The 19,694-nt window shown below is 58.8% G+C and carries 21 protein-coding genes and 2 pseudogenes; 13 read left to right on the top strand and 10 right to left on the bottom strand.

All coding sequences use genetic code 11. From position 1 onward, the window contains the following. The first annotated feature begins 52 nt into the window (after window positions 1-52). The 5 genes from fadI (at window position 53) to EL255_RS10125 (ending at window position 5,597) form a co-directional block, all read left to right on the top strand. Entirely contained in the window at window positions 53-1,363 is a 1,311-nt protein-coding gene (gene fadI / locus EL255_RS10105) for an acetyl-CoA C-acyltransferase FadI (protein ID WP_042654835.1), read from the top strand. Further along, on the top strand, window positions 1,363-3,510 hold the full coding sequence (gene fadJ, locus EL255_RS10110; RefSeq protein ID WP_042654864.1) for a fatty acid oxidation complex subunit alpha FadJ: 2,148 nt from the start codon (window positions 1,363-1,365) through the stop codon (window positions 3,508-3,510). The genes fadI and fadJ overlap by 1 nt, the downstream gene beginning before the upstream one ends. Window positions 3,511-3,807: 297 nt before the next feature. Continuing rightward, the gene (locus EL255_RS10115) at window positions 3,808-3,948 is read left to right on the top strand and encodes a TIGR02808 family protein (RefSeq protein ID WP_084228413.1); all 141 of its coding nucleotides are present in this window, start codon (window positions 3,808-3,810) and stop codon (window positions 3,946-3,948) included. A gap of 180 nt (window positions 3,949-4,128) precedes the next feature. Continuing rightward, window positions 4,129-4,686 carry a YaeQ family protein gene (locus EL255_RS10120; RefSeq protein WP_042654834.1) on the top strand — a complete coding sequence of 186 codons (558 nt, stop codon included), beginning with the start codon at window positions 4,129-4,131 and terminating at the stop codon, window positions 4,684-4,686. An 8-nt stretch (window positions 4,687-4,694) separates the two neighbouring features. Next, on the top strand, window positions 4,695-5,597 hold the full coding sequence (locus EL255_RS10125; RefSeq protein ID WP_042654833.1) for an AEC family transporter: 903 nt from the start codon (window positions 4,695-4,697) through the stop codon (window positions 5,595-5,597). 82 nt (window positions 5,598-5,679) lie between these two features. On the opposite strand, the pseudogene EL255_RS21830 reads toward EL255_RS10125, so the two are convergent. After that, window positions 5,680-5,772, bottom strand: a pseudogene (locus tag EL255_RS21830) (glycine zipper 2TM domain-containing protein); the annotation flags it as partial. Between the two features lie 9 nt (window positions 5,773-5,781). Here EL255_RS21830 and EL255_RS21560 point away from each other — a divergent pair. Further along, complete coding sequence (locus EL255_RS21560; protein ID WP_456297959.1) at window positions 5,782-6,120, top strand: phage tail tube protein; 339 nt, start codon at window positions 5,782-5,784, stop codon at window positions 6,118-6,120. A gap of 21 nt (window positions 6,121-6,141) precedes the next feature. Continuing rightward, entirely contained in the window at window positions 6,142-6,282 is a 141-nt protein-coding gene (locus EL255_RS21565) for a hypothetical protein (RefSeq protein WP_232018936.1), read from the top strand. A gap of 64 nt (window positions 6,283-6,346) precedes the next feature. Here EL255_RS21565 and EL255_RS10135 read toward each other — a convergent pair whose 3' ends face one another. Beyond that, window positions 6,347-7,351 (bottom strand): DUF2806 domain-containing protein, encoded by a 1,005-nt coding sequence (locus EL255_RS10135; protein ID WP_042654832.1) that lies wholly within the window; start codon window positions 7,349-7,351, stop codon window positions 6,347-6,349. 235 nt (window positions 7,352-7,586) lie between these two features. Then, a complete protein-coding gene (locus EL255_RS10140; protein ID WP_126623319.1) occupies window positions 7,587-8,270 on the bottom strand; it encodes a hypothetical protein in 684 nt (227 codons plus the stop codon). A 103-nt stretch (window positions 8,271-8,373) separates the two neighbouring features. Here EL255_RS10140 and EL255_RS21570 point away from each other — a divergent pair, with 103 nt between their 5' ends. Together EL255_RS21570 and EL255_RS21575 are read left to right on the top strand one after the other, a co-directional pair. Next, complete coding sequence (locus EL255_RS21570) at window positions 8,374-8,799, top strand: hypothetical protein (RefSeq protein ID WP_042654831.1); 426 nt, start codon at window positions 8,374-8,376, stop codon at window positions 8,797-8,799. Window positions 8,800-8,944: 145 nt separating this feature from the next. Next, window positions 8,945-9,238 carry a hypothetical protein gene (locus tag EL255_RS21575; RefSeq protein ID WP_042654830.1) on the top strand — a complete coding sequence of 98 codons (294 nt, stop codon included), beginning with the start codon at window positions 8,945-8,947 and terminating at the stop codon, window positions 9,236-9,238. Between the two features lie 82 nt (window positions 9,239-9,320). On the opposite strand, the gene EL255_RS10150 is transcribed toward EL255_RS21575, so the two are convergent. The 3 genes from EL255_RS10150 to EL255_RS10160 all read right to left on the bottom strand — a co-directional run bounded on the left by EL255_RS10150 (window position 9,321) and on the right by EL255_RS10160 (window position 12,447). Then, a complete protein-coding gene (locus tag EL255_RS10150; protein WP_042654829.1) occupies window positions 9,321-9,860 on the bottom strand; it encodes a glycine zipper 2TM domain-containing protein in 540 nt (179 codons plus the stop codon). A gap of 264 nt (window positions 9,861-10,124) precedes the next feature. Then, window positions 10,125-10,664, bottom strand: a complete 540-nt coding sequence (locus tag EL255_RS10155) for a glycine zipper 2TM domain-containing protein (RefSeq protein WP_042654828.1) — start codon at window positions 10,662-10,664, stop codon at window positions 10,125-10,127. 256 nt (window positions 10,665-10,920) lie between these two features. Further along, on the bottom strand, window positions 10,921-12,447 hold the full coding sequence (locus tag EL255_RS10160) for a YfcC family protein (RefSeq protein WP_042654827.1): 1,527 nt from the start codon (window positions 12,445-12,447) through the stop codon (window positions 10,921-10,923). 661 nt (window positions 12,448-13,108) lie between these two features. Here EL255_RS10160 and EL255_RS10165 point away from each other — a divergent pair. The 4 genes and pseudogenes from EL255_RS10165 (at window position 13,109) to EL255_RS10180 (ending at window position 16,829) form a co-directional block, all read left to right on the top strand. Then, window positions 13,109-14,731, top strand: coding sequence for an acyl-CoA synthetase (locus EL255_RS10165; protein WP_042654826.1), 1,623 nt, complete (start codon window positions 13,109-13,111; stop codon window positions 14,729-14,731). Window positions 14,732-14,872: 141 nt separating this feature from the next. After that, window positions 14,873-15,460: a TetR/AcrR family transcriptional regulator gene (locus EL255_RS10170; protein ID WP_042654825.1), complete on the top strand. Its 588-nt coding sequence runs from the start codon at window positions 14,873-14,875 to the stop codon at window positions 15,458-15,460. A gap of 101 nt (window positions 15,461-15,561) precedes the next feature. Beyond that, window positions 15,562-16,188: pseudogene (locus EL255_RS10175) on the top strand (CatA-like O-acetyltransferase). Window positions 16,189-16,190: 2 nt separating this feature from the next. Beyond that, window positions 16,191-16,829 carry a pentapeptide repeat-containing protein gene (locus EL255_RS10180; protein ID WP_048823231.1) on the top strand — a complete coding sequence of 213 codons (639 nt, stop codon included), beginning with the start codon at window positions 16,191-16,193 and terminating at the stop codon, window positions 16,827-16,829. 353 nt (window positions 16,830-17,182) lie between these two features. On the opposite strand, the gene EL255_RS10185 is transcribed toward EL255_RS10180, so the two are convergent. From EL255_RS10185 to hisF, 4 genes are all read right to left on the bottom strand, one after another. Continuing rightward, window positions 17,183-17,482, bottom strand: a complete 300-nt coding sequence (locus EL255_RS10185) for a hypothetical protein (RefSeq protein ID WP_042654824.1) — start codon at window positions 17,480-17,482, stop codon at window positions 17,183-17,185. A gap of 107 nt (window positions 17,483-17,589) precedes the next feature. After that, on the bottom strand, window positions 17,590-17,880 hold the full coding sequence (locus EL255_RS10190; RefSeq protein WP_042654823.1) for a hypothetical protein: 291 nt from the start codon (window positions 17,878-17,880) through the stop codon (window positions 17,590-17,592). Window positions 17,881-18,126: 246 nt separating this feature from the next. Further along, complete coding sequence (gene hisIE / locus EL255_RS10195; RefSeq protein ID WP_042654822.1) at window positions 18,127-18,762, bottom strand: bifunctional phosphoribosyl-AMP cyclohydrolase/phosphoribosyl-ATP diphosphatase HisIE; 636 nt, start codon at window positions 18,760-18,762, stop codon at window positions 18,127-18,129. After that, on the bottom strand, window positions 18,755-19,528 hold the full coding sequence (gene hisF, locus EL255_RS10200; RefSeq protein ID WP_042654862.1) for an imidazole glycerol phosphate synthase subunit HisF: 774 nt from the start codon (window positions 19,526-19,528) through the stop codon (window positions 18,755-18,757). Before hisF ends, hisIE begins: the two co-directional genes overlap by 8 nt. Window positions 19,529-19,694: the final 166 nt, after the last annotated feature.

Genomic DNA, 19,694 nt, shown 5'->3' on the forward strand with positions numbered 1-19,694 from the left:
TAAGATGTGGCGCAATGAGGTCAGACCTCTACCTTTTAACCAAGGAGCCAGGATGAAACAGCCATTGAAACTGACGACTCGCCAGGGCGAACGGATTGCCGTCGTGGCGGGTCTGCGCACCCCCTTTGCCAAGCAGGCCACCGCCTTTCACGGCGTGCCCGCGGTGGATCTCGGCAAGCTGGTGGTGAGTGAACTGCTCGCCCGTACCGATCTCGATCCCAAGCTCATCGATCAGCTGGTGTTCGGCCAGGTGGTGCAGATGCCGGAGGCGCCCAACATCGCCCGCGAGATAGTGCTCGGCACTGGCATGAGTGTCAGCACCGATGCCTACAGCGTCTCCCGCGCCTGTGCCACCAGCTTCCAGGCGGTGGCCAACGTCACCGAGTCCATCATGGCTGGCACGGTCGATATCGCCATCGCCGGCGGCGCCGACTCCTCCTCAGTGCTGCCCATCGGCGTCAGCAAGTCGCTGGCCCGCGCCCTGGTGGATCTCAACAAGGCCCGCAACCTGCAGCAGCGTTTCAACATCCTGCGCCGGCTGCGGCTGAAAGACTTGCTGCCGGTGCCGCCGGCGGTCGCCGAGTACTCCACCGGTCTCTCCATGGGGCAGACCGCCGAACAGATGGCCAAGAGTCACCAGATCAGCCGCGAGGCGCAGGATGCGCTGGCGCACCGCTCCCACAGCCTGGCCGCCGAGGCCTGGGCCCAGGGCAAGCTCAGCGGCGAGGTGTTCACCGCCCATGTGCCCCCTTACAAGTCCCCGCTGGAGCGGGACAACAACATCCGCGAGAGCTCTGACTTGGCGAGCTACGCCAAGTTGAAACCCGTATTTGACCGGCTGCATGGCACTGTCACCGCCGCCAACGCCACCCCGCTCACCGACGGCGCCGCCGCCGTGCTGCTGATGCGGGAAGGGCGGGCGAAGGAGCTGGGTCTCGAGCCGCTCGGCTATATTCGCAGCTTCGCCTTCTCCGCCATCGACGTCTGGCAGGACATGCTGATGGGTCCCTCCTACGCCACGCCGCTGGCGCTGGACCGCGCCGGCATCACCCTCGCCGATCTGACCCTGATCGACATGCACGAGGCCTTCGCCGCCCAGACCCTGGCCAACCTCAAGATGTTCGCCAGCCACGAATTCGCCCGGGACAAATTGGGCCGTGATCAGGCCATCGGCGAGGTGGACATGGACAAGTTCAACGTGCTCGGCGGCTCCCTGGCCTACGGCCACCCCTTCGCCGCGACCGGTGCGCGGATGATCACCCAGACGCTGCACGAGCTGCGCCGTCGGGGCGGGGGACTGGGGCTCAACACCGCCTGTGCGGCGGGTGGGTTGGGTGTGGCCATGGTGTTGGAGGTGGAATGATGAGCACTAATACCTTTGCATTGGATATTCGTAAAGACGGCATCGGCATCCTCACCATGGATGTGCCCGGTGAGAGCATGAACACCCTGAAGGCTGCCTTCGCCGACGAGATCCGCGCCGTGCTGGCCCAGGTGAAGAGCAACAAGGATCTGATCGGGCTGGTGATCGTCTCCGGCAAGAAGGACTCCTTCATCGCCGGGGCCGACATCGGCATGCTGGCGGCCTGTGCCAGCGCCCAGGATGCCCAGACCCTCTCCCGGGAGGGGCAGCTGGTGTTCGCCGAGATCGAGGCGCTGAGCATCCCGGTGATCGCCGCCATCCACGGCCCCTGCCTCGGCGGCGGGCTGGAGCTGGCGCTCGCCTGTCATGGCCGGGTGGTGACCGATCACGCTAAAACCGTGCTGGGCCTGCCGGAGGTGCAACTCGGCCTGCTGCCGGGCTCCGGCGGTACCCAGCGCCTGCCGCGCCTCATCGGGGTGGCCAAGGCGCTGGATCTGATGCTGACCGGCAAGCAGGTGCGCGCCAAACAGGCCAAGAAACTGGGGCTGGTGGATGAGATGGTGCCGGCCTCCATCCTGCTGGAGGCGGCCATCAAACTGGCCAAGAAGGGCAAGCCGCGCCACGCACTGAAGCGCGATCTGCAGGGCAAGCTGCTGGAGACCAACGGACTGGGCCGCAAGGTGCTGTTCGATCAGGCCCGTAAAGGTGTGAAAGCCAAGACCCGCGGCAACTACCCGGCGCCGGAGCGGATCCTGGAAGTGGTGCGCATCGGCGTGGAGGAGGGGATGCAGGCCGGCCTGGCCGCCGAGTCCCGTCACTTCGGCGAGCTGGTGATGACCCCGGAGTCCGCCTCCCTGCGCTCGCTGTTCTTCGCCACCACGGAGATGAAGAAAGAGGTCACCTATCAGGGGGCCGCGCCGCGCAAGGTCGGCCATGCCGCCGTGCTGGGCAGTGGCCTGATGGGGGGCGGCATCGCCTTCGTCACCGCCACCAAGGCCGGGGTGCCGGTGCGGATCAAGGACGTGGCCAGTGCCGGGATCGGCAACGCCATGCGCTACAGCTACGAGCTGCTGGCCAAGAAGCTCAAGCGTCGCCAGATCCTGCGCAGCGAGCTGGAGAAGCAGATGAGCCTGCTGTCCGGCACCCTGGACTACTCCGGCTTCCACCGCGTCGATCTGGTGGTGGAGGCGGTGTTCGAGGATCTGGCGCTCAAGCACCAGATGGTGGCGGATGTGGAGCGCGAGTGCAGTGAACAGACGGTGTTTGCCTCCAACACCTCCTCCCTGCCGATCCACAAGATCGCGGCCGAGGCGGCGCACCCTGAGCGCATCATAGGTCTGCACTACTTCAGCCCGGTGGACAAGATGCCGCTCGCCGAGATCATTCCCCACGCCGGCACCAGCGCCGAGACGGTGGCCACCACCCTGGCCTTCGCCCGCGCCCAGGGCAAGACCCCGATCGTGGTCAAGGACGAGGCCGGCTTCTATGTGAATCGCATCCTCGCCCCCTACATGAACGAGGCGGCGCGGCTGGTGCTGGAAGGGGAGCCGGTGGAGGTGCTGGATGGCGCCCTGCTCGACTTCGGCTTCCCGGTCGGCCCCATCCAGCTGCTGGACGAGGTCGGCATCGACGTGGGGGCCAAGATCTCCCCCATCCTGGAGAAAGAGCTCGGCGGCGAGCAGTTCCAGGCTCCCAAGGCGTTTGACCAACTGCTGCAAAACGATCGCAAGGGGCGCAAGAACGGCAAGGGCTTCTACCTCTACGGCAAGGCTGCGCCGCGCAACCGGCTCACCGGCAAGGAGGGCAAGAAGACGGTGGACGAGAGCGTCTACGCCGTGCTGGGGGTCAAGCCCATGCCTAAGCTCGCCAAGAATGAGATCGCGGAGCGCTGCGTGCTGATGATGCTCAACGAAGCGGCCATGGCGCTGGACAGCGGCGTGGTGGCCTCGGCCCGGGACGGCGACATCGGCGCCATCTTCGGCATCGGCTTCCCGCCCTTCCTCGGCGGCCCCTTCCGTTACATGGACAGCCTCGGCATCGCGCAGCTGGTCGGGCGTCTGGAGCACTACCAGAAGCGCCTGGGTGACAGATTTGCCCCCTGCGCCCGGCTCAAGGCGATGGCGGCGGAGCAGCTGACCTTCTACTGAGGCCCTTCACCGGCATGACAACGGAGGCGACCCAGGGTCGCCTCCGTTTTTTTGCCGGGCCCCTGCCTGCGCTATTGTTGACCAAGCGTGTTCATTAAGGGGTCGAGCGCGGGGTCGGGGGCACCCTTGCCCGGCCAGAATGGGGCTAAATTATTGATCTGGCGCAAACAAGTGCCCTATTTACTACTTTGGTGGCATAGGACTCGGACCGCCTTTGGGGTCAAATAGCCTTATCAGGAGCGGGGAGACAACCCGCCATCGAAAGGGACACTGGTTTCACTGGATGAAGGACACACAATGAGTCTGCTTGAACAAACCATCTGGACTGTATTGGGGTACGGGGTCATGCCCTTTATCTTCCTGAGCGGATTTGTGGCCGTAGCCGTTACCTGCTGTGTGCTGCTCAACGCCTTCGGGGTCCAGTCCGCCCAGAAGTGATCCACTTCTGTCGTTCATACTGCCAAATGCCAGTCTTCGGACTGGCATTTGTTTTTTGCCCCCAGCCACCTGCCTCCAGGCCGAACTGTTTTGCCAAGGTGGTCGAACCCGGCGCCGATTTTGATTACACTGGCGCGCAGTTTTCCGGCGCGTTCGCCTCTTCAAGGTATCAAGGTTTTTATGGCTCTCAAGGCAACCGTATTCAAGGCCCAACTCAGTCTGTCCGACATGGACCGCAATCTGTATCAAGATGTCTCCCTCACCCTGGCCCGTCACCCCTCCGAGACCGACGAGCGCATGATGATCCGGCTGGCGGCCTTCGCCTGGCACGCCGCCGAGCGGCTGGAGTTCACCAAGGGGCTCTCGGCCGATGACGAGCCCGAGCTCTGGTGCAAGAACTACTCCGACGAAATCGAACTCTGGATCGAGCTGGGCCAGCCCGACGAGAAGCGACTGAAGAAGGCGTGCAACCGCTCCCGCCAGGTGGTGCTCTATCTGTACGGTGGCCGTGGCACCAGCGTCTGGTGGAAGCAGAATCAGGGCAAGCTGAGCCAGCATGACAACCTCAGCGTGATCGAACTCTCCGACAGCCAGACCCTGCCGCTGACCGCCATGGTGGAGCGCACCATGCACCTCACCTGCACCATCTCGGATGGCCAGCTCTGGGTCAGCAACGGCACCCTGGAAGTCACCCTCGACCCTGTGGTGCTGATGGGCCGCGCCGCCCGGGAGCTGTAAGCCGTCACATGTTCGCGACCCTGCTCGATATCGTCATTCCCGTGTTTGCGGTAGTAGGCCTAGGCGCCCTCTACGGCCGGCTGCGGTCGGGGGCCGAGCTCGGTTACATCAACCGGGCCAACATAGAGCTGTTCACCCCGGCGCTGGTGTTCTCGGCGCTGGTGAAATACCCGCTGGCCCTTGGGGAGCATCTGCCGCTCGTCGCGGCGGGTACCCTGGTGATCCTGCTGCCGGGCCTGTTGCTCTCCCTGCTCAGATTCAAGGAGATAGCGCGGGCGGCGCTTATTCTGCCCGCCATGTTTCGCAACACCGGCAATCTCGGCATCCCGCTGATGGTGCTGGCCTTCGGCGAACAGGAGCTCGGCGCCATCGTCATACTGTTCGTGCTCTCCAATCTGCTGCACTTCTCGGTGGGTATCTTTATCCTCTCCAGCAGTGGCGGCCAGGGAAGCAGCGACTCCCGCTGGCTCTGGTTGCGGAGCCCCATGCTGTGGGCCGCGCTGGCGGGGCTGCTGGTGGCAAACCTGCAGATCCCGCTGCCCGGCTATATGGTGACCAGCGCCTCCCTGCTCGGTCAGCTGTCGGTGCCCCTGATGTTGTTTGCCCTCGGCATCCGGTTGATGGAAGGGGAGCTCGGCCACCTCGGGCTCGCGCTCAAATACAACCTGCTCTATCTGCTGGCGGGGGGCCTCTCCCTCGCACTCGCAGTCTGGTTGTTGCCACTGCGCCCGGAGTGGATCCCGCTGCTGACCCTCTCGGTGGCGTTGCCACCGGCGGTGCTCAATTACATGCTCTGTGAGCAGTACCAATGCCAGCCGGACAAGGTGGCCAGCATAGTGCTCGGCGGCAATGCGCTCTCGGTGCTGGTGATCCCGCTGGCGGTCTGGCTGGCGCTGCACCTGGGCGGATAAGTGGCTGTGTATGCCTCTGTTTAATGAGAAAGGCCCACCTTAATGGTGGGCCTTTCTTATGGCTGGGCGCAGCTACGGAGGATCAACCCTGCGCCGTGCTCAGCACCAGCTTGCCGTCCTTGACCGGAATGGTAAGGCCGGGATCTTTCTTCATGCGGATCACACCCTGCTGGCCGCCGACTTTATGGGGCTGGAAAGTCCCATCAATCAGGGGGAGGGAACGCTGGTCGATGTGGCGCGGACCCTGCCGGCCCATCCCAAATGGGTGGGCCTGGGCAAGAATAACCTCTCGGCCACCGGTTTGGTGGTGAAGGAGGGAGCCACCGCCCTGGTTCTTGGCACCGATTTCGAGATCAACTACGCCCTGGGACTGTTGCGCGCCACCAAGGCGGGAGCGGTGGCAGACGGTGGGGTGGTGACGGTCAGCGCCAGCTATAACGCTGTGACGGGTTCCCGCATCGTCGGCAACGTGCAGCCGGAGGTGAAAGCCAAGCTTATCCTGGACGGGTGCAGCGTGATCTGAGGGGAGTCCATCGTTCTGACGGTGCCGCGCGCCAGCCTGGCCCCCAAGAAGGCGGTGGATTTCCTCAGCGACAAGCCCATCGAGATCGAGCTGGAGGGGGAGCTGCTGGCCCTGGATGGCAAGACCGCTCCCTTCTATGTGGAGCGGCCGGAGACGGTGTGATGATGGGGAAGTAGAAACGGCGGGGAGTCCCGCCGATTTCAATTTGCCTGAAATTCGATCGAGCCTAAATGGGCCTCTCATTGGCGACACGTATCATTCCACCGATGTTTTCAGTAATGTCAGCAAGGGAAACTGAGAATCCCTCCTTCTGAATTGCTGCGCCAACTTGCTCCAGATACGCGATATTTGGTGAGAACGAGCCGAGTCGTAACAGCTGTTTACCTGTTGTGGTCAGTAAATACACAGGAAGTTCGAGCTTTTTTTGGGGGTCATCATGCTTAATAATGATCGCTTTTCCATGCGAAGTAAGCGCTTTTACGAAAGATGACTGATCACCTGATTTCCATGTGTTGGTAAGTCCAAGTGCCTCCACCCCCGATATGACACCAAGGTCTTGGAAATTCATTAACATAGAGAACGAAACCTCGAGACTGTCATCCCGCCAGATAAATTCCGTGATGGCGAACTGCATTAGATGCTCGATATTTTTTGCTTCTTCTTGCGAGAGGTTACGCAGGAAGTCTAAAGTCCGCATAGAGAATGAACCTGGTGACTTTACTTCACCTGCCAATATCCTTCCCCAAAGAGTTTGCATCGTATCGTTGGATACATCACCAGCATAATCTCGCCACCTGAAAAGCCAATCATCATCAATGTTTTGGCTAGGCGGTTCTTGAGGGTCGTCTTTTAGCGCTTCCTCTGCCTTGCAAATTGCATAAGCAACATTGACTTGACGCCTTACCGAATCTTCAATAGTTTGGCGGTTTGCCACTTCGATGGCTGTGGGAAGATCTATCGTTGGTTCAGTTCGAACTTTTGTAATCGATGGGGTAAGTGAAGCTGTTGAGAAATTCAATTCAGGAGAAAAGTCTTCCAGCTTTTTCTGGCCTGTACGAATGAGTTCGGCATCATTTTCCGTTTGTGCAAGAGCAAGGTGCTCTGCTCTGCGAAGTTCGAGTTGTGCGATTCCCTCACGTTTCATCTGCCATGGTCGGAGAAGTGAGCCAATCCCCTTTTCAGTTAGGGTTTCCCACATTCGAGTTATTAATTGCTCACCAGGTAATTCCATCTTCTCTCCACGTAAAGCCATAGATTCAAACTACGTAACTTACCCAAAAGCTAACGATCCTCCTGTGATGTACCTCTGAAAATCATCACTAGCCATTCTTTATTGGTTATATATCCATCGCATGGCATATCACTCTGAGCATGATATCTTCTAAGATGGGGTGAGTTTTATGGACCGCATGTTCATCAAGAGCGAGCCAGAGATGGTTTGATGTGTAGATTTCAACATGGCGAAATCAGTCAGCCGCTTTATTTTCCTCTAGGTCAAAAACATCTAATGTCACTCGATGTAAAGAGAACCCAACATTAAGCATCCCGACCAGTAATGAGCGATAGCGAAGACGGTAATAGTTTATAAGTGTATCTTCACCAAAAATTGATTCTTGGTGTTCTAATAGCCATGATAGGCTGTTCACCTGAATGATGATTTTTTTAAAATCAATATCTAAAGCATCCTTTACTGATGAAATATGCATGTTAAATTCATCGGAATTATATGCTGTAACACCTCTCATGAATACGATTGCTGTTTCTACATCGTATATTTCACCACTTACATTGCGACCAAACGTAATGTGATGTAAGTCTACAGGTGATTTTAATAAGGTATCTATGCGGTCAGTAGTAGCAGAGATTAATCTTTGCAGATCCTCTGAGCGTCTTTGATTATTGGCTTGCTGTAGCTGTAAGTTTTGTAGTTGATAGGTTTTATATATCCCGATAAATGCCAAGCCTGAAAGTATTGAGCCAACCGTACCACCAATGAAGGAACCAAAGTTTGCCCAGTTATCGTCATTTGCTGATAGATTTAGTTCTGTCGGGTGGGCAAAAATTAAGAAATATAAAATTAATGGAGTGCACACAGCTATAACTGCTAGCGTGGTTAATAATCGTACCGCATTGATTGAATTGTTTTCCATAACACCTATCCAGCCAATATTGAGTAGCAGTAACTCACAATAAATCCTACTATGTTGCCATCTCTTTATCATGAGGCATATCTGAATCTCTCAGGAATGCCCCATGTCCACCTCTTCCCCCCTCAAACTCGCCCTAGAGCTGGAGGCCAAGGTCACTGACCGCGCAGATCTGGCTGCGCTGGCGGGGCAAGTGCAGGAGCTGGGGCCCCTCTCTGACGAGACCGCCGCCGAGACCGAGCGCCTTGCCAGCACCCTGGAAGATTTGAGTCTGCAGCAGACGCTGATCCAGCAATTCCACGAGTCCAAAGCCGTTCTGACCCAGCTCGAACTGGCGACTGTGCTGAGCCGCGACAAGCTGGAGCAACTGCGCCGCGAACAGCAGGCTGGGACGGGGGATGCCAAGGCACTGGCCGACCAGGAACGGTTGCTGGCAGCAGTCTCCATGCCGGCCTCACCCAGGCTGGCCTCGATACCCGCAACCTTGCCCAGAAGCAGCAACGCCTGCAGTGTGAGCTGGTGCAGACGGTGACCCATACCGAGCGACTGGGGCGGGAGCTTGCGCAGAGTGGTCAGCAGTCGAACGGCTTTCAGGGCGCCATCGGCAGCTTGACTGGGCGCCTGGTGGCGCTGGTACCTGGTTCGGCATTCAGACTCTGACCGCGCAGCTGTTCGCCATGTTCAAGACCGGTGACCAGGCCGAGCGCCTCGATGTGCAGCTCAAGGGCGTGATGGGGTCGCTCGCTGGCGGCGCCGAGGCCAGCGCCTGGATCCAGCAGTTTGCCAAAGATATTCCGCTGCAGCTCGGCGAGGTAACTCAGGTCTTCGTGCGCCTCAAGGCGTTTAGCATCGATCCCATGGGTGGCACCATGCAGGGCATCGTCGATCAGGCGTACAAGCTCGGCGGCAATGCGCTCTCGGTGCTGGTGATCCCGCTGGCGGTCTGGCTGGCGCTGCACCTGGGCGGATAGCGGCTGTTTATGCCTCGGTTTAATGAGAAAGGCCCACCTCGACGGTGGGCCTTTCTCATGGCAGGGCGCAGCTTACGGAGGTTCACCCCTGCGCCGTGCTCAGTACCAGCTTGCCATCTTTGACCGGAATGGTAAGGCCGGGATCTTTCTCCATGCGGATCACGCCCTGCTGGCCGGCGAGGCTGTAGGTGACGTCATAGCCCAGGGGGCGGGTGCTGCTGTCTTGCACCGTCTTGCAGCGCTGCTCCTGGGTGGTGTAAGTGTCTTTGGCCTGTCTGTTGGCCTGTGCCTGGCCCCCTGCATAACCACCGGCCACGGCGCCGGCGACGGTCGCGACCTTCTTGCCGTTGCCGCCGCCGAACTGGTTGCCGATGGCGCCACCGATCGCCGCACCGACCAGTTTGCCGGCGACCCTGTGCTCATCCTGCACCGGTTGCTGGTGGGTGACGGTGACGTTATGGCACTCCTGGCGCGGGGTCTTGATGGTCTCGGTCACCGGCTTGCTGGCCAGCACCTCGGCGAACTGGGGCTCGGCGGAAAACATGGATCCGCTGGCGACGGCGGACAGCGCCAATGCGGAGGCGATGCCGACGCCGATACCTGCCAACATGGATTTGTTCATCTCACTCTCTCTACTGTTCGATTGGTCAATTGCAGCTATTGTTGGCGCTTTGCCGTCGTGGCTCAAGGGAAGGGCCCGTCCGTTGCGACAGCGGCTGACGACAGCAACCACCGACTCGCCGACGCTGTGTCTGCAATCGGCGACAAGGGGGAGGTGAGGGATCACTGGGCGGGCGAGGGTCGTCGGCCACCAATGAGTGCCGGCCATAAATGAGAAAGGCCCGCCGGAGGGGCGGGCCTGTTGCTATCGGGGGCAGTGGTGCTATCAGCCTTGCACGTCGTCGATCACCAGCTTGCCATCCTTGACCGGGATGGTGGTGCCCGGCGCCTTGTTCATGCGGATGATGCCTTCCTGACCGGCGAGGCGATAGGTGACGTCATAGCCCAGGGTGCGGGTGCTGCTGTCCTGCACCGTCTTGCAGCGTTGCTCCTGGGTGGTGTAGATGTCCCCGGCCTGCATGTTGCCCTGCACCTGGTTACCTGCATAGCCACCGGCCACGGCACCGGCGGCGGTGGCCACCTTCTTGCCGCTGCCACCCCCAAACTGGTTGCCGAGCACGCCGCCGAGGGCCGCGCCGACCACAGTGCCCAGGATCTTGTGCTCATCCTGCACCGGCTTGCGGTGGGTGACGGTGACGTTGCGACACTCCTGTCTGGGGGTCTTGATGGTCTCGGTCACCGGCTTGCTGGCCAGCACCTCGGCAAACTGGGGCTGGGATGAAAACAGGGATCCGCTGGCCGCCGCCGACAATGCCAGCGCTGAGGCGATACCGATCCCGACACCTGCCAGCATGGATTTGTTCATTTTGAGTTCTCCTGAAATGCATCCTCTGATGCTCATCACGCTTGCGGTCATCTTGGCAGAACGCCGTGGCGGCACAAGCCGATGGCCATGCAGGCACGACAATCCCTGACTTCACCAAAAAGCCCGGCGCCGACCAGGTGTCTGACTTTGGCGACAAGGACGGAGCATGGCTGGGCAACGGCTTGAAACGTATGGGTAAGACGATAAATATGAAAGCCCCCGCAGGCGGGGGCATCGCTGTAGGGCGGGAGCAGGCTCAGATCATCATGACCTGCACCACCAGCATCAGGGCGCCAAAGCCCAGCACGAAACCCACCATGGGCAGCACGAACTTGACCCACTGGTTGAACTGGATGCCGAGCATCTGCAGGGTGACCAGCACCAGCCCGGTGGGCGCCAGGAACAGCATGGCGTATTGCCCCCAGTTGTAGGCGGACACCACTATATAACGCGGGATCATCACGGTATCGGCGAGCGGCGCCATGATGGGCATGGAGAGCACCGCCAGCCCGGAGGAGGAGGGCACCACCAGCCCCAGCAGGGTGAACACCAGCATCTCGGAGACGGCGAACACGGCGCCGTGCATGCCGGAAACCAGCTCGGAGGCGTAAGCCAGTATGGTGTCCGAGATCATCCCCTGATCCAGCACCAGGTTGACCCCGCGCGCCAGGCCGATGATGAGCGACACCGCCACCAGCTCGGAGGCGCCCTGGGTGAAGGCCTCCACCGCCTCTTTCTCCTTCAGGCCCGAGATGAAGATAATGATGATGGCAATGGTGAGGAAGGAGGCAGCCATCTGCGGGAACCACCAGCCGGCCATGGAGACGCCCCACACCATCAGCGGGAAGGCGAGGATGAACAGGGTCAGGATGATCTTGCGGCGCAGGGTGAAAGGCACCCCCTCTTCCAGAGCGCCCCCCTTCAGGAAGCGGGCACGGAAGCTGTCTCTGTCCTCATAGGTATAGGAGAAGGCCGGGTTCGCCTTGATCTTCTTGCAGTACCAATGGAGGTAGGTGATGACCACCAGGGTGCCCACCAGGCAGCCGACGGCGCGAAAGCCCAGCCCTTCGGTGAAGGGGATGCCGGCCGCATTGGAGGCGATCACCACCGAGAAGGGGTTGATGGTGGAGAAGGTGGTGCCCATGGAGGCGGCGAGGAAGATGGCGCCGACGCAGACGATGGAGTCATAGCCCAGCGCCAGAAAGATGGGCACCAATATGGGATAGAAGGCGACCGCCTCTTCCTCCAGCCCGCAGGTGGTGCCCCCCAGCGCCATCACGAAGCAGACCAGGGCCACGAACATGAACTCGTTGCCCCGGGTCTTGCGCGACAGCGCCACCAGCCCGGCATTGAAGGCGCCGGTCTTGTTGATGACGCCGATCAGCCCGCCGAGCACCAGGATGAAGACGATGATGTCCGCCCCTTCTATGGTGCCCTTGACCATGTTGACCGCCACGTCGGCGAGCCCCTTGGGTGATTGGGCCAGCCGCTCATAGGTGCCAGGAATGGCAATGGGTTGGCGTATGGTGCCGCTGGTGAATTGCTCCACCCCGATATTGATGTTGAGTTTTTCCAGTTCGGCCTGAGTGGCGGGTTCCCGGCTTATTTCGCCTTGTGGGCTATTCACCATCAAGGTGGCGCTGGTCGGGCTATAAGAGAGTTTTGAGTAGGCGCCCGCCGGAATTATCCAGGTGAGGGCGATGGCCAGCAACATGATCAGAAACAGAATGGTAAAGGCGGTGGGAAATTGTCTGCGTGAGTGCGTATTCGTCTCGGCACACATAAAATGCTCCTTGATAAAGCAGGTTTGGGCTCGGCGGAATATCGGGTCGATAGGGTTCCATCGTCATAGCAAGCTGTGCGCATCTCTACTGTCGATAGCGCACTCTCTGGCGAGAAATCTGGCCTGATATTGAACATCCGGTAGATTGTTTCACCGAGCAACCATAACGCTCTGAGGTGAGCATGAATACAGAAGGGCGCCTGCTTTATGGGGTAGCTCACAGAATATATTTCCTTGGGCATGGTCGTCTGTGACCATTAAGTTCTGCCTTCCCCATTCAAATAAGTCATAACTATTTCCTGGTTTTTGATGGATATAAATAACAACAAATGCCCATGTGGTAAATATGTCATAGGGAGCGCATGGGCAGCCCGGTCAATGCATATTGTTTGGGGGTTTATTCTGACCGTAAATATATGAGGCGGCATCGCCCTCGATATCATGAAAATACATGCACCCGGATCCGATGTCGGGCGGCGCTCATCGGCGCCCTGTGCCTGCGGCTGACTAAGACGTTTTGCTAATACCTGCCGCCGGTGGCCCCTGATACGCTGCCATTCCCATCAGAAACCCGCCACCGCATGATGCCAGGCGTGGTTTCCCGGCCGCGGTGCGGCCATCGCACGTCAACGCTTTGTGCCACATGTGAGGAAGGAACCCGATGACAGAGCAGAACATCTATGAGATTGGCCTCGACCAGAGTGCTGCCAATTTCGAGGCCCTGACCCCCTTGAGTTTTCTGACGCGGGCCGCCCGGGTCTATCCCGACTATCCGGCGCTGATCCACGGCCCCCTCAGCCGCACCTGGGCCGAGACCGAGGCTCGTTGTCGCAGGCTCGCCTCCGCCCTGCGCCGGTACGGGATAGGCGAGGGGGACACGGTCTCCATCGTGGCGCCCAATATTCCGGCGATGTTCGAGGCCCACTTCGGGGTGCCCATGAGCGGCGCCGTGCTCAACACCATCAACACCCGGCTCGATGCCGAGTCCATGGCCTTCATCTTCCGGCATGCCCAGAGCAAGGTGCTGCTGGTGGACAGGGAGTTTGGCGCCGTGGTCGGCAAGGCGCTGGCCCTGCTCGACGCCGCGCCGCTGCTCATCGCCATCGACGATCCCCTCTATCAGCAGGGGGCGCTGGTCAGCGAGCTCGACTACGAGGCCTTCATCGCCACGGGCGATGGGGCGGAGCCCGGCTGGCTGCCGAGGGACGAGTGGCAGGCGATCTCCCTCAACTACACCTCGGGCACCACCGGCAACCCCAAGGGGGTGGTCTACCACCATCGCGGTGCCCACCTCAATGCCATCAACAACGTGCTCTCCTGGGAGATGCCCAAGCATCCCGTCTATCTGTGGACCCTGCCGATGTTCCACTGCAACGGCTGGTGCTTCCCCTGGACGATGGCGGCCACCGCCGGGGTGAGTGTCTGCCTGCGCCATGTGCAGGCGGGCGCCATCTATGAGGCCCTTCATACCCACAAGGTGAGCCACTTCTGCGCGGCCCCCATAGTGCTCAACATGCTCAACAACGCCGACGAGGCGCTCAAGCAGGGGCTCGATCACCCCATCAAGGTGATGACGGCCGGCGCGGCGCCGCCAGCCACCGTGATCGCCGGCATGGAGGCGATGGGGATAGCCGTGACCCACACCTATGGCCTGACCGAGACCTATGGCCCCTGTGTGGTGTGCGAGCCCCAGCGCAGCTGGCAGGGGCAGGATGCCACCGTCCTGTCGCGGCTCAAGGCGCGCCAGGGGGTGGCCTCACCGCTGCAGGGGGAGATGCGGGTCGCCAATCCGGTCAGCGGCGAGCCGGTGCCCCAGGATGGCAAGACCCTGGGGGAGATCTTCCTGCGCGGAAATGTGGTGATGAAGGGCTATCTCAAGAACCCGGCGGCCAGCGAGGAGGCGATGGCGGAAGGCTGGTTCCGCAGCGGCGATCTGGCGGTCTGGCACCCGGACGGTTACGTGGAGATCAAGGACAGATCCAAGGACATCATCATCTCGGGCGGGGAGAACATCTCCAGCCTGGAGGTGGAGGATGTGCTCTATCGCCATCCCGACGTGGACGAGGCGGCGGTGATCGCCATGCCCGATGAGAAGTGGGGAGAGGTGCCCTGCGCCTTCGTCAAGCTCAAGGAGGGCAGGGAGTTGAGCCAGGCGGAGCTGATCGCGTTTTGCCGCGAGCAGATGGCTCACTTCAAGGCCCCCAAGCGCATCATCTTCACCCCCTTGCCCAAGACCTCCACCGGCAAGGTGCAAAAATACGTGCTGCGCCAGCAGCTGGAGTGAGGGTAATTCATTCCCTTCGGTCATGACGTATAGCTAGACAGTGCAAGTCAACGGTGTTGAATAATCGATGTCAACGCTGTTGACTTGCATGGGTGACATACCTAGAATCGCTCATCATGACGAATCAGAAAGGGGGGGAATATGATCAAGGATGCTATTACAGAGGGGGTGGTGAAATTGAGTGGTGCCGACGCAACCAAAGCCTTGATCACGGATGTTGCCCGGAGACTTTTCTCTTCAACTGGCTATAGAGCGACTTCCCTTAGGGCCATAGCAAAGGAAGTAGGGGTCGATCCGGCATTGATCATTCGCTATTTCGGCTCCAAGGAGGAGCTCTTTCTCGAAGCGCTGGCCATCAGCGACTTTTGTGAAAAAGCACTCACTGGTTCATTGGATGGCATGGGATACCGTATCGTTCTTGAGCTGATATCCGGCGACATTAAACATAAAATGAGTTCCTATGTGTCTTTAGTTCAGGCCTCTGACAGCGAGACGATAAGAACCCGTTTACAGGATGTCGTTAGGACTCGATTCGTTGAGAAACTTGCTCAACGTTTGCCGGGGCAGGATGCTGAGTTGAGAGCACACCTTATTTCTGCCCAGACGGGGGGGCTTATCAATTCATTGGCTGTTATCCAGCACGAAACACTGCTTGCAACGCCGATTGACATCATTGCCAAACATTATGGCGCTGCGATACAGCTCTTGATTGATGGCAAATCAGCTTGAGTGGACTTTGTTCAGATTGGATTGGAATTTTAAGATATCTAAATATAAACAGCTCATGACTTGACGTATTTATTCACCGAGTTTAAATAGGTTTATTTGTTGTGTCAAATTATCTCCTGGTTGATGAAACCAAATGGGGGCGTGCACTCCATTGCAATATTTTCAAGAATTTCAGCAATCCACTCTATGGCGTGACCGTTGAGTTGGATGTGACAAAGTTTATCAATAAACTTCGCAAGCTGGAGACATACTTCACCTTTGCCATGATATTTGTCACGGCCAAGTGTGCAAATGAAGTGGAGGCATTTCGCTACTGATTCTTGGATGGGCGCGTGGTGCTATACGATCAAATCAATACTGTGTTTACTTACCTTGACAAGGAAACAGAGTTATTCAAGGTTGTTGGAGCCCCATTGACGGATACGCTGCAGACCTATGTGTTGGCGGCGCAGCAGGCCGCGCTTGCACAACAGGCGTATTTTACAGCGCCAGCGGGAGGCAATGTTTTTCAATTTTCACCGCTACCTTGGTTCTCATATACGCAACTGTCTCATACATTCTCCGGAGACAAAGAGAACGCCATCCCTCTTTTCAATTGGGGAAAGTATTCCGAGAGAGAGGGCCGTGTCATGCTGCCTTTTTCCGTACAGGTGCATCACTCCTTTGTTGATGGCATTCATATCGGCAGGTTTCTCGAAAAACTGCAAGCAGCACTCAATGAAGACTGAGCGTGAATGACAGAATTATCGCAATAAGGCTCAATATGAAAGATAGAATAGATGACGGCATTGCCGAGTATTACCAAGAAGAGTTCAATGGTCTCAAGTACGCCGACACCCATATCTACGCAAAAGTATTTGAAGACTGTGTCTTTGTGAATTGTTCCTTCAATGGTGCCCATTTTCAACGTTGCAAGTTCGTTGACTGCGTCTTCAAAAATTCAGATCTGAGCAACCTCCGGGTTGATAGCAGCCGATTTTTAGCCGTGTTTTACGAAGAGTGTAAAATTATCGGGGTTGACTGGACAAAAGCCGAGTGGTCAAGGTTTGTGGTGCCTGGTCAGCTCATGTTCAAAAAATCTATTTTAAATGACTCCTCGTTCTTTGGTCTTAAATTTCCTGGGATGATCATGGAGGAGTGCAAGGTAAGGGCAGCGGACTTCAGAGGTGGCGACTTCAGCAAATCCGATTTCTCATACTCGGATTTTACTGAAAGCATGTTCGGCAATACCAACCTGAACGGTACTGATTTCAGGGAGGCGACAAATTACCGTATCGATGTGCGGGACAATCACCTGAAAGGGACTAAATTCACACGGCTTGAGGCAATCCACTTACTGGATGGCTTTGGATTCGAGCTGTTTGATTGAAAGCCAAATGCCAGTCAATGGCTTGTGCCGTGAATGCTTTTTTATTCATGTTGAGCAATAAACCCGGGCATAACCATTATTTGACTGTAAGGTCTTGCTCGGATTTAAAAGGGAGGCATAAGGCCTCCCTCTTGTTTATTTTTAATATCACAAAGACTCACCCCTTTAACTGGTCGAGGCAAGCCGGATGAGCCGTCGGATATCAATACACCGATCATTTGTGATGCCGCTCATGAGGGCGCTGCACCACGTCTTGCAGGGCCCAGCCTTTCGTTCTGCGAAGGCCTGTTGCAAGTTCAACAGGCTCACTGCTTGCTGGGGAAGAGATGGCGGGTCTGTCATAACCTAGCCTCTCAGCGGGGAGGATTGGCGCCCCTGATGCGCTTGCTCAACTCCTCCCACAGGCCGGAGATGAAGTAGTAAAGTCCCCCTGCTTCACTGGCCTTGGTGTACTCGGTGAGCGGCTCTATCATGCCGCTTTTGAACTTGTCGAGGGCCTCGCGATCGTTGTCTGCCTCGATGTAATCCCCCACCACCTCGAAGCCCTGCTCAAGCAGTTGCGCCTTGGCGGGCAAGAAGGAGGGGGATGGCATCAGCAGGAAGGTGACGCTGGCGGGATCTTGTCCCAGGCGGAAGAACTGGTATTTGCTCATAGGGCCTCTGGCGATGGACTGTGTCCCATCATTATCCTTGGGGGCATTCCTGCTGGGCAGGCCCCATTTGCGGCGCCGAAAGGGGCCTTTATTCAGGTCGGCTTCAGTCAGCGCCTTGGCGGTTTGCCCTTGCCAAACAGCCGGGGGGCATGGAGCAGCGTATAAACAAAAGCCCCGGTGGCTGTGAAGCCACCATAGGGGCGGCTGGGATCGGCCATGTTGAGACGATGGGATTTGGCCGCCGCGCGGGCATCGGCGGCCAGTATGGGTTCACCGATGACCTCGAATCCCTGTGCCAGCAAGACGGCCTTGTCTGCCAGAAAGCTGGCCGACGCCATGTCGAGCAAGGTGAAGGCGGCGGGCGCCGCCGGGGTGGAGAAAACCTGAAATTTGTTCATTGAGCCTGGCTTGGGGAGATGAGGGCGGTTCGCCATTATCGCCGCCGACTCAGGGGAGCGCGACTCCCTGTACAGGGGGCTGGATCATGCTCGCGGCCTGTCCTAGCACGCCAGCCCGCTCAGGCGAACGGAGCTAATCCCCGAGAAATAGGCTTGAAAGGCGTCAATCCTCCCACGAGGAGGGTGGTGACGCTGGTGCATAAAAAAACGGGCCAGCGGGCCCGTTTTTTTATATCAGTTCAAAGACTACTTGTTGTGGCGCTCATACAGCCGCTGTACCACATCTTGCAGGCCCAGCCCCTCGTTTTGCAGCAGCACGGTGAGGTGGTAGAGCAGGTCAGCGGATTCGTTGATGAGCTCTTCTCTGTCTTTCGCCATGGCGGCCAGGGCTACTTCTACCCCCTCTTCACCCACCTTCTGGGCGATGCGCTTGGTGCCCTTGCCATAGAGGCTGGCGGTGTAGCTGGTAGCCGGGTCTGCCCCCTTGCGCGAGGCCAGTATCTGCTCGAGCTCGGCGAGGAAGCCAAGCGGCGGCAGCGGGTGAGCGTCGAAGCAGGAAGGGGTTCCCAGATGGCAAGTGGGGCCGACCGGGTCGGCGGCGATCAGCAGGGAATCCTGGTCGCAGTCGGTGCTGATGGCGACCAGCTTGAGCACATGGCCCGAGCTCTCGCCCTTGGTCCAGAGCCGCTGCTTGCTGCGGCTGAAGAAGGTGACCTGGCCGGTGGCCTGGGTCTTCTCCAGGGCCTCCTTGGTCATAAAGCCCTGCATCAGCACCTGGCCGCTCGCGGCATGCTGCACTATGGCGGGGATCATGCCATCACATTTGGCCCAGTCCAGGCGCTCGATCAGCGGGACCTGGTTCATAACATCTTGATTACTCACGGATGGCGACTCCTTCGTTTTTCAGCCAGCGTTTCAATTCGGGAATGGGGATGAGGCCCTTGTGGAACACTGAGGCCGCCAGGGCCCCGTCCACGTCGGCCTGGGTAAAAGCATCGAGGAAATGTGCCATGGTGCCGGCACCACCGGAGGCAATCAGCGGCACCTTGCAGACGGCCCGCACCAGCTTGAGCTGCTCGAGATCATAGCCCTGGCGCATGCCGTCCTGGTTCATCACGTTCAGCACGATTTCGCCGGCGCCACGCTTTTGCACCTCCTTGACCCACTCCAGGGTGGTCCAGCTGGTGGTGCGGGTGCGGCTCTCGTCACCGGTGAACTGCTTGACCTGATACTGGCCGCTCGCCGCATCGAAGTAGGAGTCGATGCCCACCACCACGCACTGCACGCCGAAGCGCTCCGCCAGTCGGGTGATCAGGGTGGGATCGGCCAGGGCCGGGGAGTTGATGGAGACCTTGTCGGCACCAAACTCCAGGATCTGGCGGGCATCCTCCACGCTCTTGATGCCGCCGGCGACGCAGAAGGGGATGTCGATGACCTCGGCCACCCGGCTCACCCAGCTCTTGTCTACCACACGGGCGTCGCTCGAGGCGGTGATGTCATAGAACACCAGCTCGTCGGCACCCTCCTCGGCGTAGCGGCGGGCCAGCTCGACTATGCCGCCCATCACCTCGTGGTTGCGAAACTGCACGCCCTTGACCACAACGCCATCTTTGACGTCGAGACAGGGGATAATACGCTTTGACAACATGCTCATTGCTCCATGTAAAGCACGGTTAACAAATCGATTCGGCCAGCTGACGCTGGCGTTCTCGCGATCCTGGATAAAGCGGGTTGGCATGGTGCAACCGCAGGCCCCATCTGGCGAAGTGGCAAGGCCGGCCGCGGCGGGAGAGCCCACACTATAAGCATGAGTG

The sequence above is a fragment of the Aeromonas encheleia genome, from assembly GCF_900637545.1.
Lineage (GTDB): Bacteria > Pseudomonadota > Gammaproteobacteria > Enterobacterales > Aeromonadaceae > Aeromonas > Aeromonas encheleia.

What these genes read in the sequence shown, in the direction of transcription:
- EL255_RS21575 (WP_042654830.1), top strand. Translation starts at nt 8,945, where the DNA reads ATGTTCAAGACCGGTGACCAGGCCGAGCGCCTCGATGTGCAGCTCAAG.
- EL255_RS10135 (WP_042654832.1), bottom strand. Translation starts at nt 7,351, where the DNA reads ATGGAATTACCTGGTGAGCAATTAATAACTCGAATGTGGGAAACCCTA.
- EL255_RS10115 (WP_084228413.1), top strand. Translation starts at nt 3,808, where the DNA reads ATGAGTCTGCTTGAACAAACCATCTGGACTGTATTGGGGTACGGGGTC.
- EL255_RS10150 (WP_042654829.1), bottom strand. Translation starts at nt 9,860, where the DNA reads ATGAACAAATCCATGTTGGCAGGTATCGGCGTCGGCATCGCCTCCGCA.
- EL255_RS10165 (WP_042654826.1), top strand. Translation starts at nt 13,109, where the DNA reads ATGACAGAGCAGAACATCTATGAGATTGGCCTCGACCAGAGTGCTGCC.
- EL255_RS10140 (WP_126623319.1), bottom strand. Translation starts at nt 8,270, where the DNA reads ATGGAAAACAATTCAATCAATGCGGTACGATTATTAACCACGCTAGCA.
- EL255_RS21560 (WP_456297959.1), top strand. Translation starts at nt 5,782, where the DNA reads ATGGGGCTGGAAAGTCCCATCAATCAGGGGGAGGGAACGCTGGTCGAT.
- EL255_RS10170 (WP_042654825.1), top strand. Translation starts at nt 14,873, where the DNA reads ATGATCAAGGATGCTATTACAGAGGGGGTGGTGAAATTGAGTGGTGCC.
- fadJ (WP_042654864.1), top strand. Translation starts at nt 1,363, where the DNA reads ATGAGCACTAATACCTTTGCATTGGATATTCGTAAAGACGGCATCGGC.
- EL255_RS10185 (WP_042654824.1), bottom strand. Translation starts at nt 17,482, where the DNA reads ATGAGCAAATACCAGTTCTTCCGCCTGGGACAAGATCCCGCCAGCGTC.
- EL255_RS10120 (WP_042654834.1), top strand. Translation starts at nt 4,129, where the DNA reads ATGGCTCTCAAGGCAACCGTATTCAAGGCCCAACTCAGTCTGTCCGAC.
- EL255_RS10125 (WP_042654833.1), top strand. Translation starts at nt 4,695, where the DNA reads ATGTTCGCGACCCTGCTCGATATCGTCATTCCCGTGTTTGCGGTAGTA.
- EL255_RS10160 (WP_042654827.1), bottom strand. Translation starts at nt 12,447, where the DNA reads ATGTGTGCCGAGACGAATACGCACTCACGCAGACAATTTCCCACCGCC.
- EL255_RS10190 (WP_042654823.1), bottom strand. Translation starts at nt 17,880, where the DNA reads ATGAACAAATTTCAGGTTTTCTCCACCCCGGCGGCGCCCGCCGCCTTC.
- fadI (WP_042654835.1), top strand. Translation starts at nt 53, where the DNA reads ATGAAACAGCCATTGAAACTGACGACTCGCCAGGGCGAACGGATTGCC.
- EL255_RS21570 (WP_042654831.1), top strand. Translation starts at nt 8,374, where the DNA reads ATGTCCACCTCTTCCCCCCTCAAACTCGCCCTAGAGCTGGAGGCCAAG.
- hisF (WP_042654862.1), bottom strand. Translation starts at nt 19,528, where the DNA reads ATGTTGTCAAAGCGTATTATCCCCTGTCTCGACGTCAAAGATGGCGTT.
- EL255_RS10155 (WP_042654828.1), bottom strand. Translation starts at nt 10,664, where the DNA reads ATGAACAAATCCATGCTGGCAGGTGTCGGGATCGGTATCGCCTCAGCG.